General features: G+C 71.4%; 12 protein-coding genes. 6 read left to right on the top strand and 6 right to left on the bottom strand.

Features of this window, described 5'->3' with window-relative positions; genetic code table 11:
- Positions 1 to 201 precede the first annotated feature (201 nt).
- Entirely contained in the window at positions 202 to 459 is a 258-nt protein-coding gene (locus ACFYWM_RS38420; RefSeq protein ID WP_389924725.1) for a hypothetical protein, read from the bottom strand.
- A 385-nt stretch (positions 460 to 844) separates the two neighbouring features.
- Between ACFYWM_RS38420 and ACFYWM_RS38415 the strand changes: the two genes are divergently transcribed.
- The 5 genes from ACFYWM_RS38415 to ACFYWM_RS38395 all read left to right on the top strand — a co-directional run bounded on the left by ACFYWM_RS38415 (position 845) and on the right by ACFYWM_RS38395 (position 6,283).
- Complete coding sequence (locus tag ACFYWM_RS38415) at positions 845 to 2,029, top strand: esterase-like activity of phytase family protein (protein WP_389924722.1); 1,185 nt, start codon at positions 845 to 847, stop codon at positions 2,027 to 2,029.
- A gap of 210 nt (positions 2,030 to 2,239) precedes the next feature.
- Positions 2,240 to 3,016: a MerR family transcriptional regulator gene (locus tag ACFYWM_RS38410; RefSeq protein WP_389924719.1), complete on the top strand. Its 777-nt coding sequence runs from the start codon at positions 2,240 to 2,242 to the stop codon at positions 3,014 to 3,016.
- Positions 3,017 to 3,583: 567 nt separating this feature from the next.
- Positions 3,584 to 4,189, top strand: a complete 606-nt coding sequence (locus tag ACFYWM_RS38405; protein ID WP_389924716.1) for a GPP34 family phosphoprotein — start codon at positions 3,584 to 3,586, stop codon at positions 4,187 to 4,189.
- 31 nt (positions 4,190 to 4,220) lie between these two features.
- Positions 4,221 to 5,693, top strand: a complete 1,473-nt coding sequence (locus ACFYWM_RS38400) for an APC family permease (protein WP_389924714.1) — start codon at positions 4,221 to 4,223, stop codon at positions 5,691 to 5,693.
- Positions 5,690 to 6,283 (top strand): GNAT family N-acetyltransferase, encoded by a 594-nt coding sequence (locus ACFYWM_RS38395; protein ID WP_389924711.1) that lies wholly within the window; start codon positions 5,690 to 5,692, stop codon positions 6,281 to 6,283. Before ACFYWM_RS38400 ends, ACFYWM_RS38395 begins: the two co-directional genes overlap by 4 nt.
- Positions 6,284 to 6,307: 24 nt before the next feature.
- On the opposite strand, the gene ACFYWM_RS38390 is transcribed toward ACFYWM_RS38395, so the two are convergent.
- Together ACFYWM_RS38390 and ACFYWM_RS38385 are read right to left on the bottom strand one after the other, a co-directional pair.
- Positions 6,308 to 7,267, bottom strand: a complete 960-nt coding sequence (locus ACFYWM_RS38390) for an anti-sigma factor RsbA family regulatory protein (protein ID WP_389924708.1) — start codon at positions 7,265 to 7,267, stop codon at positions 6,308 to 6,310.
- On the bottom strand, positions 7,264 to 8,130 hold the full coding sequence (locus ACFYWM_RS38385) for an MEDS domain-containing protein (protein ID WP_389924705.1): 867 nt from the start codon (positions 8,128 to 8,130) through the stop codon (positions 7,264 to 7,266). Before ACFYWM_RS38385 ends, ACFYWM_RS38390 begins: the two co-directional genes overlap by 4 nt.
- Before the next feature lie 960 nt (positions 8,131 to 9,090).
- Between ACFYWM_RS38385 and ACFYWM_RS38380 the strand changes: the two genes are divergently transcribed.
- Positions 9,091 to 9,435 (top strand): MerR family transcriptional regulator, encoded by a 345-nt coding sequence (locus ACFYWM_RS38380; RefSeq protein ID WP_389924702.1) that lies wholly within the window; start codon positions 9,091 to 9,093, stop codon positions 9,433 to 9,435.
- Between the two features lie 16 nt (positions 9,436 to 9,451).
- On the opposite strand, the gene ACFYWM_RS38375 is transcribed toward ACFYWM_RS38380, so the two are convergent.
- The 3 genes from ACFYWM_RS38375 to ACFYWM_RS38365 all read right to left on the bottom strand — a co-directional run bounded on the left by ACFYWM_RS38375 (position 9,452) and on the right by ACFYWM_RS38365 (position 13,480).
- A complete protein-coding gene (locus ACFYWM_RS38375) occupies positions 9,452 to 10,639 on the bottom strand; it encodes a transglycosylase SLT domain-containing protein (RefSeq protein WP_389924699.1) in 1,188 nt (395 codons plus the stop codon).
- An 84-nt stretch (positions 10,640 to 10,723) separates the two neighbouring features.
- Positions 10,724 to 11,110 (bottom strand): nuclear transport factor 2 family protein, encoded by a 387-nt coding sequence (locus ACFYWM_RS38370; protein WP_389924696.1) that lies wholly within the window; start codon positions 11,108 to 11,110, stop codon positions 10,724 to 10,726.
- 192 nt (positions 11,111 to 11,302) lie between these two features.
- Positions 11,303 to 13,480 (bottom strand): alpha-galactosidase, encoded by a 2,178-nt coding sequence (locus ACFYWM_RS38365; protein WP_389924693.1) that lies wholly within the window; start codon positions 13,478 to 13,480, stop codon positions 11,303 to 11,305.
- Positions 13,481 to 13,568: the final 88 nt, after the last annotated feature.

Genomic DNA, 13,568 nt, shown 5'->3' with positions numbered 1-13,568 from the left:
CGCGGGGGCTACGTCACCCCGACAGTATCAGGGGACTACGTTCGATCCACTATGTCGCGGTAGATGCGTAAATAATTGGCCACCATTCTCTCCGCGCCGAATCTGTGTTCGGCCTGAACGCGGCAGTGGTCCGCGAAGGCCGTTAAAAGCCGGTCGAGGGGGCCACGCCCGAGATGTGCCCGTCTCCGGCCTCCCGCGACCTCACGGATTCACCCCTCTGCCGGACTGGTAAGGACAGAGCCAGGCAAAAACTACGCTGCCGAAATTCACCAGCATGGTGTGAGGTGTCCGCCCGGCCGTTTCGGTGACCTGGAGCCTGACCACGGACCCGGCCCGCATCCAGCCCGCCACCTCGTCCTCGGTGGGCCTGTGGCCGTGCAGCCGCAGCATCAGGTCGTGGGGCTGCCCGGCGATTCGCAGGTGCAGCTCGCACGCGGGTTCGGTATCGGTGTCCGCCATGTTTCGCCGTCCAGACGTCCATGTGGAGTAGACCCGGCGGAGTCGTCGGCGTCTCATCGAGCGTACTCCCCGCGCCCGAGGCCACCCCGGGCGGGCGAACGCCCGCCATGGTCACCACCCCGGCCCGGCACCCGCCGCGCGTGCGCGTCCGGGGTGCGAGCCGTCCGTACGAAGCCGTCCGCGACGTCCGTGCCCGCATGCTTTGAAATGGCTTGTCCTGATCACCGACTTGGTGATTTAAATGCGTGGCAAATGGAGTGTTTCAACCTGTCATTGAGCGGCCATCGGGCATTGAAATGTTGATTCTCGTGGAAATTTTCGGCAATCCGCGATCTCATATTCCAGCCAGTTCTTTCGGGATCATTTCTGGAAAGAGGAGAGTCATATGACCAATTCGCGAAGAATCATGGCACTCGCGGCCGCGCTCGCGACGGCGGTCAGCCTCGGGGCGGCCGGTGCGCAGGCGTCGACGGCGACCGAGCGGTCGTCGACGGTGGCCGCGCCCCCGGCGCAGGAGCTCCGGATCACCCGTTTCCTCGGCGAGCAGCGCCTGCCGCACAGGATGCGGTTCCGGGGGACCACCGTCGGCGGTCTCTCAGGCATCGACCGTGACCCCCGCACCGGCACCTGGTACCTCATATCCGACGACCGGTGGCGCTACAACCCGGCCCGCTTCTACACCGGCCGCTTCGACATCCACCCGGTCACCGGGGCCTTCACCAGGGTGAACCTCACCGGGGTCACCACCCTGCGGCGCCCCGGCGGGGCCCCCTACCCGGCCTACGGGCGGCCCAGGTCCGCCGACCCCGAGTCGATCCGCTACGACCGGTGGAGCCGCAGGCTGCTGTGGGCCAACGAGGGCGACCGGCCGGACGCGGCGAACCCCGGCATCCCGGTCTCCGACATGTCCGTCCGCTGGTCCAGCACCGAGGGCCGCTACCTCGGGGAGCTGCCCCTTCCCCGCAACCTGAAGCTGACCACCACCGACAACGGCCCCCGGCGCAACCACGGGTTCAAGGGGCTGACCTTCGGGGAGCGGACCATCGCGGCCGTCACGGAGGGCCCGCGCCACGAGGACGGCGCGCTGCCGACCGTGAGCCAGGGCGCCGCGGCCCGCGTCACCGTGTGGGGCCGCGACGGCCGGCCGCGCGGGCAGTACGCCTACCAGATCGACAAGCTCCCGGCGGCGCCGGTCCCGCCGACGGGCAAGTTCGACAGCGGGGTCTCGGAGCTCTTGGCGATCGACGACAACCGCTACCTCGCCCTTGAGCGCTCCTGGATCGAGGGCGTCGGCTACAAGGCCAAGCTGTACGAGATCGACCTGCGCGGCGCCACGAACGTGCTGAACCGCGACAGCCTGGCCGGACGCCCGTACCGCCCGGTCTCCAAGCGTCTGGTCTCCGACTTCGGCTCGGTGCGGCCGCCGCTGCAGAACCTGGAGAGCCTCGCCTGGGGCCCGCGCCTGCGCAACGGCGAGTGCACGCTGGTGGTCGGCTCCGACGACAACTTCGACAGCGACGAGGCCACCCAGTTCCTGGCCTTCGCCGCCCGGGGCTGCGACGGCCGTTGAGAGGGCATGAGTGACCGCGCGGTGACGGCGCGGTGACGGCGCCCCGGCCGAGAGACCGGTAGACCAGGAGAGAACCCCGGCGTGGCCGGGACCCGTGACAACGGGTCCCGGCCACGTCCGTTGTCCGGCACCCGCCCCGGACCCCGGGGAGATCGAGGGATGGCGGGGCCCGGCCGGCCCTCCCACCGGGGGAGCCCCCATGCTGATGGCGTGAACGAGGAACATCTGCCGATCGGGCGGTTCGCACGGCTGTGCCGGCTCAGCGTCAAGCAACTGCGCCACTACGACGAGCTGGGCCTGCTGCCCCCGGCCCACGTCGATCCGGACACCGGCTACCGCTACTACCGACCGGAACAGGCACGCCCCGCGATGTTGATCGGCCTGCTGCGCTCCCTCGACGTACCCCTCTCCTCGGTCGGGCGGGTGCTGTCCGGCGAGGCGGGCGCGCTCGGCGGCGTGCGTGACCGCATGGAGGCCGACCTGGCGCGCCGCGAGCGCAATTTCGCCGCGCTCGAACGCATCCTGTCCGAGGGCCTGCCCCGGCCGGAGGTGACGGTCGTCCGCGAGCCCGCCCGGCGGGTGGCCGCCGTACGGGACACCGCGCCCCAGGGGCGGATCGGCGCCGTCACCTCGGCGTGCGTGGCCCGGTTGCTCGCGGCGGCGGGCGCGCCGGGAGACGGGCAGCTGGTCGGCCTGTTCCCGCTCGACATGGCGGAGGAGGTGGCCGTGGCCGTCGCGCTGGAGACGTCCGGGGACGTCCCGGGGACCTCCCCGGACGTCCTGCCGGGCGGCCTGTACGCGTCGGCGACCCATGTCGGGGCGTACGACCAGATCCCCCTCACCACGCACGCGTTGCTCGCCTGGGTGGGGGAGCGGGGGCACACGCCCCGCGGCCCGCTGCGCGAGGTGTACGTCTCCAACCCCGCCACGACGCCGCAGGACCGGCTGGTGACACATCTGATGATCAAAATTGAGGATCCCGGGTGAACCGGCGCGTGGCCGCCGACGATCCGAAGTGACCGGGCCCGGCCCCGCGTGGGTGCCCCCGCTGTCGGCCGGGTCCGGTCCCGCGCGGGCGCGCCCCGCTGTCGGCCGGGTCCGGTCCCGCGCGGGCGCGCCCCGCTGTCGGCCGGGTCCGGTCCCGCGCGGGTGCCTCCCGCTATCATCCCCGGCGGGAATGGGGAAGCCGCCACGGCATTACGCCGGTCCCAAAACAGCGGAACGCCGGTATCAAAGCCCCGTGGTGATTCATCGGGATTTCTGGATTTCCTCTTTCGGGAGTCGCCTGACCGGGGTCGTCGCGGCTCCGGCGCCCCCTGTTCCGGCGCTTCCCGGCTCCTTCTCGCAGGTGGCCAAAAATAAGTAAATTTCTGGATTCGCGGGCCTTCGAGATGTCTGCGGCATAGCTCCGGGTTCTTGGCTATCTGACCGCTTCTTCGATTCGCATAGCTCTCATCTCGTCCATCGCCAGAATCTTGTTCGCATAATGACAAATTTAATGATTTAGCTATACGATCGCCGTTCGTGGTTGGAGTTGATCTTTCAGGAAACCGATTGGCCGATGACCTGTTCTTTGTCATGCACGACAACGCGACCGGCCGGATGAGGCTTCACGCCCGCCTGACCGGCCTGGGGCTGGCCGCCGCCGTACTGGGAGAACTGATGCTCGCCGGGCGGATAACCGTGGGATCGGAGGCGGGGCGCGTCCGGCTCGTCGTCCTCGACGCGGCGCCGCCCCGCGACGCGCTCACCCGGACCGCCCTGGGGCACATCGTCGCCGAACCCTCGCACCGCTTCCGCACCTGGCTGCAGTTCCTCGCCCGTACGGCACTCGCCGACGTGACCGCCCGGATGACCGACGAGGGGCTGCTGCGCCCGCCCGGCAGGCGCCCGTCGCGGAGGCGGGTGCCGGTCGACGTGAACGTCGCGGGATGGCCCGTCGGGCGCGTCAACCTGGCGATCCAGCGCCGTGAGCCGCTCAACGTCCAGGACCGCGTCCTGCTGGGACTGCTCGCCGCGACCGGCGGCAACCAGATCGTCCTGTGGGAGCGGAACCCGGCGTACCTCTCCGCCGCGACGGCCGCCCTCCCCGCGCCGCTCCGGGAACTGATCGCCCAGACCGAGGCCGCCGTCGGCGACGCCGTCATCACCCGCCGGTGAGCCCACCCCCCTCACTCCAAGGAGTCCCCCGATGTCCGTGACAGAGAGCAGAACCGGCGCGGTCTCGGCCGCGCTGGCCCAGGACCGCCTCGGCGTGCCCTCCGTGGTCTTCTTCGTCATCTCGGCCGCGGCGCCGCTGACCGTCATCGGCGGCTCGGTGACCGCCGCCTACGCCGCGACCGGCGTGACCGGCGTGCCGCTCGCCTTCCTCCTGCTCGGGGCCATCCTGGGCCTGTTCGCCGTCGGCTACGTGACGATGGCCCGCCACGTCGTCAACGCCGGGGCGTTCTACGCCTACACCGCCAAGGGGCTCGGCAGGCCGGTGGGGGTGGCGACCGCGTGGGTCGCGCTGCTGGCCTACAACGCGCTCCAGGTTGGCCTCTACGGCATGATCGGCGCGGCCGCCCAGCCGCTGATCGCCGGCTGGTTCGGCGGCTCGCCGCCCTGGTGGGTCATCGGGCTGGTCGCCTGGGTGCTGACCGGGGCGCTCGGCCTGATGCGGGTGGACGTGAACGGGAAGGTCCTGTCGGTCCTGCTGCTGGCGGAGATAGCCGTCGTCGTCCTGTTCGACATCGCGGACCTGGTCAACCCGTCGGCCTCGGGCTACAGCCTCGACGTCTTCGACCCGTCGAACCTCTTCGTCCCCGGCATCGGGGCGGTGGTCGCGATCTGCATCGCGTCCTTCGCGGGCTTCGAGTCGTCGGTGGTGTTCTCCGAGGAGACCAAGGACCCCAGGCGCACCGTGCCGATCGCGACCTACGTCGCGCTCGCCGTCATCTCCGGGCTCTACGCCCTGTCGTCGTGGGCGATGACCGTGCCTATCGGCTCGGACAAGATCGTCGAGACCGCCCGCGAGCAGAGCTCGAACCTCCTGTTCAACCTGGCCGGACAGCACCTGGGGGCGACCGTCGCCACCATCGGCTCCCTCCTCTTCGTGACGAGCCTGTTCGCCGCGCTGATCGCCTTCCACAACACGATCTCCCGCTACGTCTTCGCCCTCGGCAGGGAGAGGGTCCTGCCCGAGACCTTCGGCCGTACCTCCCCCCGGACCGGCGCCCCCGTCAACGGCTCGGTGGCCCAGAGCGTCATCGGGCTGGTCACGATCGTCATATACGCGATCTTCGACCTGGACCCGGTCGTCCAGCTGTTCTTCACCGTCGGGTCCTTCGGCGGCCTGGGGCTGCTCATGATGCTGGCGGCCACCTCGGTCTCCGTGCTGGTCTTCTTCGCCAGGAACCCCAACGAGGAGAACGCCTGGCGGACCCGGATCGCCCCGGCCGTCTCCTCCGTCCTGCTGCTCGTCGTCATCGTGCTCGTCATGGTCAACTTCGACACCGTGCTCGGCGTGGCCCCCGACTCCCCGCTCCGCTGGATCATGCCCGCCATCTACTTCGTCGCCGCGGGACTCGGCGTCCTGTGGGGACTCGCCCTGCGGGCCGGCCGTCCGAAGGTGTACGCCAACATCGGGCTGGGCGCCCAGGCGGCCGTGGGAGGGAACGAATGACCGAGATCATCCGTGTCCCGAACGCTCCTGGGGCCGCCGAGACCATCGGCGCGATCATCGCCACCTCCTTCCACGAGCAGGAGGTGTCGGCCTGGATGGTCCCGCCGGACGACGACCGCCGCCGGGTGCTGTCCTCCTTCTTCTCCATGCTCACCGAGGGAGCCCTCGTCCACGGCGAGGTCCACGCGACGGCCGACATGTCCGCCGTGGCCGTGTGGCTCCACAAGGGGGTCGAGCCGCTTCCCGAGGTCCCCGACCGGGCCGCCCGGGTGGCGGCGTTCGCCGGTCCCCACGCGGAGCGCATCGAGCTGATGGGCGAGGAGATGGACAGGCGCCATCCCCACGAACCGCACCACTACCTGGCGTTCCTCGCGGTGCTCCCCGGACGGCAGGGACACAAGAGGGGGACCCGGCTGCTGGAGGAGTATCACCGGGGACTCGACGAGGCGGGGGCACCCGCGTACCTGGAGGCCAGCAGCACCCGCAGCCGCAGGCTCTATCTACGCCACGGCTACGAGGACCTCGGCGAGCCGCTGGACCTGCCCGGTGGCCCGCCGATGTTCCCGATGTGGCGCCCACCGAACCCCTGATCCCCCTGATCCCCCGGATCGGGGTCAGGCGCCGGACAGGTGCAGGCGGACCTGGGTGCCGGGCCGGCCGGCGCGGATCTCCACCAGATCGCAGACCTGGCGGACCACCCACATGCCGTGACCGCGCGGGCCGGTGGGGTCGGGCGGCAGGTAGCCGGGAAACGGGGTGTCCATGTGCCCGGGGTCGGTGACGTCGCAGCCGACGGCCGGGCCGTCGGTCCACAGCCGGATCTCGCCGTGCCCGCCGCCGTGCTCGACGGCGTTGGTGGCGACCTCGTTGACGGCGAGCAGGAGTTTGTCGATCTGCCCGTCCGGGAGGCCGGCCGTGACCGCCCACGCGCTCACCCACCGCCGCATCAGGGACAGGTCGGCGTCGAACCGGACGGTCGCCGCTGTCCCGGCGGGGGGCGGGGGCAGGGGACGGCGGTCGGCGGAGTGGGTGAAGGCCGCCGGGTCGCCGTACTCCGGGCTCGCCCGGGAGTCGCCGCCGACCAGCAGGTCCGGGTGGGTCCGACGGGCGTCGGCGACGACACGCCCGGGCAGTGTCCGCGTGTCGTACGGGCAGACGATCCAGGCGGGGCTGCCGGCGAAGGCGACGTTGAGCATCGCCTCGTAACGCGTCCACTCCGCCTCCTGCCGCTCGTCGCGGCCGTGCCAGACGGGCTCGCCGATGACGCGGATCCGCCGGTGGGCGGGCGAGTGGGTGTTGACGTAGGCGTCGTAGGCGGCCAGGGTCCGGCCCGGCGCGTCGTACCACTCCCGCGCGTCGACGAACTCCACCCGGTCCGCCACGCCGCCCAGACCGGCTCTCAGCAGCTCGATGTTGGCCTCGGTGGTCACCGCGAGAACCCTGTCGTCCCGCGCCAGGCCGTCGAGGCAGAAAGCGGTGGTCGCCGAGAGGAAGGCCCGGTCGGTGTCGTAGATCAGTGCCTGGTGGATCAGCTCGGAGGCCGCGTCGACGGGCTGGGCGGTGGTGCTGCTCATGCGGGGAGGGCCTCCGGGTCGATTATCAGGCCGGGTGTCCGGTCCCAGCCGACCAGGCGGACGACCTCACCCAGCATGGGGGCCAGGTTCAGCACCAGGAGGCGCCGTCCTCGCGGGAGACGGGCGGCCGCGTGTGCCAGGTCGCGCAGGCCCGCCACGTCGATGAACTCCAGACCGGCCATGTCCAAGCGTATGTCCGCGCTCGAATCGGCGTCCAGAATGTCGCTCAGCACCGTGGTGTTCCTGTGGTCGACGGTGCCGATCACCCGCAGCACCCGGTCGCCGGCGGCGTCGAAGGACGGGACGACACGGAGCTGGCCGTCGTGGAACAGGGCGTTCATCCGCACGTCGTCCGGGTGGCCGCCGGCCAGCGCGTCGAGCCGGTCGGCGGGGAACAGGCGCGTGTCGTACTGGCAGATCGCGGCCGACAGTCCCTCGGCGAACAGGGCGGTGACGCGGCGTTCGTACTGCTCGAGCTGTTCGACGCCCGGTGCGTCGCGAAGTGCCCAGCTCATCTCCCCGCTGACCCGGAACCCGGTGAAACCGGCCTCCAGGCTGGCCTCGATCTCGCGCCGCAGCGTGGTGATCATCGTGTCGGCGTCGAACCGGCCCGAGGGCAGGTAGCCGTCGTCACTGGAGACGACGTCGAACTGACCCGTCCGCATCGCCGAGGTCACGTCGATCCCGGCCTCCTCCAGCCAGTGACGTACCCGCCCGGGTGCCCCGTCGGTGAAGTACACCACCCGCTCCCGGCGTTCCAGACCCGCGGAGACGAAGGCGGAGGCCACCTCGCGCTGCTCGTCCTCGTGCGAGAACGCCAGACACAGGTGATCACCCAGCTTCACGTCCTTGACATGACGCATCACTTCACCCATCACCAGGTCGTCGGAGAAAGGGGATGTTTCGAATATTTCATAGCCTTCGCCACGTAAGCCTATACAGCCCGCCCCCGCCCGGGGCGAGCTCGTCGCCGTGCCCGGTCCTCGCCGGGCGCTGGAGCTGTCGCGGCCGACCTCCCACGACCCCATGGCCCTGGGGTCCTGGCCGGTGTCCGGCGCCCTGGAACAGGGCATCCCGCACGGCCTCGAACGGTTACCCCCAGGGAGGCGCTGTTCCTGTCTTCCCGAGGATGAAAAATCTACAGCGGCCGATGTAGACATTCGCGTCGAGCAGGGGTATGTTTTCTGACATCGCAAGGAACGGATCCACCAGGGCGGCGCAGAACGCAGGCGTCACGACGATGCCGCCCGGACGAGTGTGGACAGTGGAAGACGACGTGGAAAGACGGGCAGAAGGTCGGACGTGCCAGGACCGGGCGGTTGAAGGGTTCTGACCGTGGACGCGCTGCCACAGAGGTGATGGCGAACGACGTGCGACGTCGGACGTGCCGGGGCCGACGCAGGTGAAAGGGTCCCGGCCGTGGACGCGCAGTCGTGGCGCAGACGCATGAGGTCGAAGCAGTACACATAGCGAAGGGAGTGTTGAACGCCATCAGGATCGCCCGTCGCCGGCTGATGTTCCGCCGCACGGGTACCGCAGTCCCACGGATTGGAAGGTGGTCTACGGTCACGCATACGCGATCCCCGCATCCCCGTCCCCATCGGGCGGCCGATGCGGAGCGAACAGACCGGCCCCCGGGCCGGTAGATGGTGTTGAACCTCGTGGGCCCCGGCGCTTCAAGGCGCCGGGGCCCCTGTCGGCATTACGGGAAGGTTGTATGGATCAAGCACCGACGACGGTGGGCGTACGCGTCGAGCCCAGGCTCCGCGACATCGCCCGCAAGGCCGGGACGGCCCGCCGTGTCACCACCGCGGGGAGGGCCGATGAGCTCGGGTGACATCTCCGGTCATCGGTTCGACGACGAGGACTACCCCGCCTACAGCATGGGCCGGGCCGCCGAGATGCTCGGTGTCACCCCGGCGTTCCTGCGCAACCTGGGCACCGCCAAGCTGATCGAACCGCAGCGCTCCGAGGGCGGACACCGGCGTTACTCGCGCTACCAGCTCCGCCTGGCCGCCCGCGCCCGCGAGCTGGTCGACCAGGGCACCTCCCTGGAGGCCGCCTGCCGCATCGTCATCCTGGAGGACCAGCTCGCCGAGGCCTTGCGCATCAACACCGAACTCCAGCGGAGCCGCGACCGCGGCGAGGAATCCCGCCCGCCGGGGTGAGGTCGGGGGGATGAGGTCAGGGGCCGGTGAGGCGGCGGTCTCCACGGGTGGTGACCACGAACACCTGCCAGTTGTAGTACGCGTAGTAGTTCCTGATGTCCCGCTTGATCTGGCGGGCGTGCAGCTGCACCGCGTCGACGTACGCGTAGGAGTGGTTGTAGGCGTACAGCGCGCGCCGGTAGTCGCGCGGCGCGCCCGACGCGCGCAGGTAGTTGGCGGCGGCGAGCAGGGAGTCGCGGGTGTCCTGGATGTCGCCGCCCATTCCGTACGCGTCCCAGGTGCGAGGCATGAACTGCATGGGCCCCTTGGCGCCGGTGTGGCTCGGTGACCGCACCCGGCCGAACTTGGTCTCGACGAACATCACCGCCGCCAGCACCTCCCAGTCGACGCCGAACTTCCGCTCGGCGTACCGGAAGTGGCCGAGCAGGAAGTCGGCGGGCTTGGCCGGCTGGACGCGGAACTTCGCCGCCCCGCTGATGGGCTTGACGAGGGAGCGCAGGCCCCGGCCGGCCGTCACGTTGTCCCTCGCCTCCGCGGCCAGGGCCTTCGGCAGCCTGGCGTAGGTGCGGGCGGCGACCTTCGGGTTGAGGACCAGGTGGCGGTAGATGCGCTGCTGGTGCAGGGCGAGCAGCACCACCGGCTCGGGGGGCTGCCCCTTGGCGGGGTCGCCCTCGCGCCTCCAGGTGTCGATGGCCAGCCGGAGCTGCGCGGTGGTGCCGGTCAGGGCACGGGCCAGCCGCGACGGGTCGGAGGGGATCGCCGCGTCCGGGGCGGGCAGGGCGGGGGCCGCCTGCCCGGCGGGGGTCTGCCCGGCGGGGTCCGTCGCCGACAGCGGTTCCCGCTCCGGGGCGGGGGTCGCCGGTGCGGCGCTTCGCGAGGCGTCACCCTGCGAGGGGACGTTTTGCGAGGGGGCGCCCTGAGAGGTGGCGCTTCGCGCGGCTTCACCCCGCGAGGCTTCACTTTGCGAGGTGGCGTTTTGTGAGGCGTCACTTTGCGAGGTGGCGCAGCCGGAGATCGCGACGACCAGGCCGACGAGCGAGGCGACCACCGGCCTGCCGCGTGACCGGCCGGTGCGCGTGCCCGGTGATCCGGTGCGCGTGCCCGGTGATCCGCCCTCCGAGACCTCCGGTCGCGCGGGCGTCGCCGGCCCGCCCGGCCGGTGGCCACGCCCCGGCGGTGAAACCTCCGCGTGCTGATCGTTCATCGGCCCCAACGTACCCGAGCGACGGCCTCCCGGGCCGCTTTCCCGGACAACGGGACTCGATGCGGGGGAGAGAGGCGACGGCCGTCAGGCCGGGCCGGCGTGGGCGGCCAGGACGCGCCAGCCGTACTCGTCCGTGTGCACCCAGGTCCGGGTGTAGCGCATCCGTCCCGCGAACGGCTCACCGGCGAACGTGCCCTCCAGCGTGCCGAGGAAGCAGGTGACGCCCGTGCTTCCCTCGGCGAGCACGGTGAGGTCCTCCTGGACGAGCTTCGTCATGATCTGGGTCCGCGAGCGGTGATTATGCAGATCGAGCTGTTTGGCTCCCGGATGACACGCGCCGTCCGGCGGTCCGGTGAAGACGAGCTCTTCGTGGAGCAGCCGGTCCAGCGCCTCGACGTCTCCGGAGAGCTGTGCCGCCTGCAGGCGCCGCTCGGCCTCGTGCAACGTGTCGACGAGGGTGCGGTGGGTCATGGTGATCCTTTCCGGCGAGGACATCCGAGAGCCTAGACGAGAATCCGGCGGGAGCGGGCTGCCCGGCACACGGCCGTACGGTCTCGAGAACGCCGGACGACGACGCTCACCGCGGCCCCGGGGAAGATCAGGGTGGGGGTCTCGGAGGGGGCGACGAGCCGGGTGTCCCGGTCGCGGCGCCGCACGTCCGGGTCACGACGCCGACGGACGGCTCACGACGCGGATCAGCACCGAGCGGTCCACGTCCAGGGACGGCGCCTCGACGCCGACGAGCCGCAACACCCGTCCGGGCAGGGTCACCCCGTCGCGCTGCCACGGCGGGAGCACGACGCCGGGCGCGGGCGAGGAGCCCGGGTGCACGGTCTCAACGGCGTAGGTCCGCTCGTCGTCGAGCCCGGGGAGCCGGACGCGTCCCGGCGGCCAGGTCGACGGGCGCTCGACGACGCTGAACGCGTACAGCGCCTCGCCGCGGTCGGCCGCCACCACGCCCTGGAGGCGCAGCGCCGCGTCGGCGAGGTCGGCGTGCACGACCTCGCCCGAGTGCAGCAGCTCCCGGTGCTCCTTGTGGAACGCGATCCACCCCGCGAGCGCGGCGCGGGTCCCGTCGTCCAGGGTGAGCAGGTCGACCTCGACGCCGAGGTGCCCCCACAGCGCCTTCTCCGCGCGGTAGTCGAGCGGATGCGTGCGGTGGGTCGTGTGCGTCTCCTCGGCCCCGATGTGCGTGCCCTGCATCTCCGGAGGCACCAGCAACCCGGTCCAGCGCTGGATCTCCAGCCGCTCGTGCGGGTCGTTGCAGTCGCTCGGCCAGACCCGGTCGGCGTACTCCAGCACGCCCAGGTCGACGCGGCCGCCGCCGCTGGCGCACGACTCGATCTCCAGCCCCGGGTGGGCGGCCTTGAGGTCCGCCATCAGCCGGTACGCCTGCCGGACCTGCTCGCGCACCCCCGGCCGCCCGTCGGGGCCGTGACCGGCGTCGAGCAGGTAGCGGTTGTGGTCCCACTTGACGTAGGCGATGCCGAGCGAGCCGATCAGGGCGCTCATCCGCTTCAGGAGGTGGGCGTACGCGTCCGGGTGGCCCAGGTCGAGGACGTGCTGGTGGCGGGAGGGCAGGCCGGGGCCGTGCCCCGCGTCGAAGATCCATTCCGGGTGCTCGCGGGCCAGCTCGGAGTCGAGGTTCACCATCTCCGGCTCGAACCAGAGCCCGAAGTCCATGCCGGCCTCGCGCACGCGGGCGACGAGCGGTTCGAGGCCCTCCGGCCAGACGGCCGGGTCGACCGTCCAGTCGCCCAGCGAGCTGGTGTCGTCCCTGCGGCCGAGGAACCAGCCGTCGTCCAGCACGAACCGCTCGGCGCCGATCTCCGCCCCGCGCTCGGCGAGCGCGGCCAGGGGCGCGAGGTCGTGCCGGAAGTAGACGGCCTCCCAGGTGTTCAGCACGACGGGCCGGGGCGAGCGGGGATGCCCGGGGCGCGACCGCAGGTAGCGGTGGAACCGCGAGGCGAGGTCGTCCAGCCCCACCCCCCACGAGCCGTACTGCCACGGGCTCTGGTACGAGTCGCCCCGCCCGAGCACCACCTCGTCCGCGAGCAGCGCCTCTCCCGCCGCGAGGTGCCTGGTGCCCGCCGGTGTCCGCTCGGCGGCGAGCACCTGGTTGCCGCTCCAGGCCAGGTGGGTCGCCCACACCGCCCCGTGCCGGAACCCGAACCCCTCCTCGCCGGCGACCAGCAGCAGCGTGTGTTCGAGGCCCGGCTTGCCGCCCCGCGAGGCCCGGACCCACTCCCCGACGTGGAACGGGCGCCGCTGCGGCACGCGTTCGAGCGCCCAGCGGCCGGTCAGGTCCAGGATCTCCGACGCGTCCGACGGCACGGGCAGGGCCGTCTCCAGGCCGCCGACACGGTACGGGGTCCCGGTGTCGTTGGTGATCCGGGCCCGCTGGCGTACGAGCCCACCGGCGGCGAGCACCTGGATCTCGATGTCGGCGGTGAGGCCGTACTCCGGGTCGTGCGCCGTGCCGCGCAGCACCGGGCCGCCGGTGGCCGCGCCGCCTTCGTCGTCTTCGTCGAGGTGGTACGTCGCGTTCCGGAACTTCGGCGCCCAGCGGCGGCCGTCGCTGTCGCCGACGAGCCCTGGGCGTCCGAGCCAGCCCTCCGCCAGTTGGGGGAGCACCGGCACGGGTTGCGGGTAGGTGACCGCGCTGTCGCCGATGGCGGGGAGCGCGGCCCGGTGCAGGTCCGCCAGGGCGCCGCCGTCCAGCGCGCCGAGGTCCGCTCCCCAGTGCAGGACGCGCGGGAGCCGCCCGCCGTCGACGGCGACGACGAGGCTGGTGCCCCCCGCGCGCAGGTGCACCGGTACGTCGTTCGTTTCGTTGTCCACCGTGCGATCTTTCCCTGTTTTCTCGGTCATCCCCTGGGCCCGCCGCTCGCGATACCCGCGAAAACCGCCGCCTCGGAACCAGGAAGAC

The sequence above is a fragment of the Streptosporangium sp. NPDC002721 genome, assembly GCF_042888905.1.
Taxonomy (GTDB): domain Bacteria; phylum Actinomycetota; class Actinomycetes; order Streptosporangiales; family Streptosporangiaceae; genus Streptosporangium.
Note: the sequence above shows the minus strand (reverse complement) of the source record. Positions and strands in the feature narration are given on the sequence as shown.

Excerpts from the sequence above, each read along its gene's own strand:
- ACFYWM_RS38420 (WP_389924725.1), bottom strand. The coding sequence starts at position 459 with ATGGCGGACACCGATACCGAACCCGCGTGCGAGCTGCACCTGCGAATC.
- ACFYWM_RS38415 (WP_389924722.1), top strand. The coding sequence starts at position 845 with ATGACCAATTCGCGAAGAATCATGGCACTCGCGGCCGCGCTCGCGACG.
- ACFYWM_RS38400 (WP_389924714.1), top strand. The coding sequence starts at position 4,221 with ATGTCCGTGACAGAGAGCAGAACCGGCGCGGTCTCGGCCGCGCTGGCC.
- ACFYWM_RS38395 (WP_389924711.1), top strand. The coding sequence starts at position 5,690 with ATGACCGAGATCATCCGTGTCCCGAACGCTCCTGGGGCCGCCGAGACC.
- ACFYWM_RS38390 (WP_389924708.1), bottom strand. The coding sequence starts at position 7,267 with ATGAGCAGCACCACCGCCCAGCCCGTCGACGCGGCCTCCGAGCTGATC.
- ACFYWM_RS38385 (WP_389924705.1), bottom strand. The coding sequence starts at position 8,130 with ATGCGTCATGTCAAGGACGTGAAGCTGGGTGATCACCTGTGTCTGGCG.
- ACFYWM_RS38380 (WP_389924702.1), top strand. The coding sequence starts at position 9,091 with ATGAGCTCGGGTGACATCTCCGGTCATCGGTTCGACGACGAGGACTAC.
- ACFYWM_RS38375 (WP_389924699.1), bottom strand. The coding sequence starts at position 10,639 with ATGAACGATCAGCACGCGGAGGTTTCACCGCCGGGGCGTGGCCACCGG.
- ACFYWM_RS38370 (WP_389924696.1), bottom strand. The coding sequence starts at position 11,110 with ATGACCCACCGCACCCTCGTCGACACGTTGCACGAGGCCGAGCGGCGC.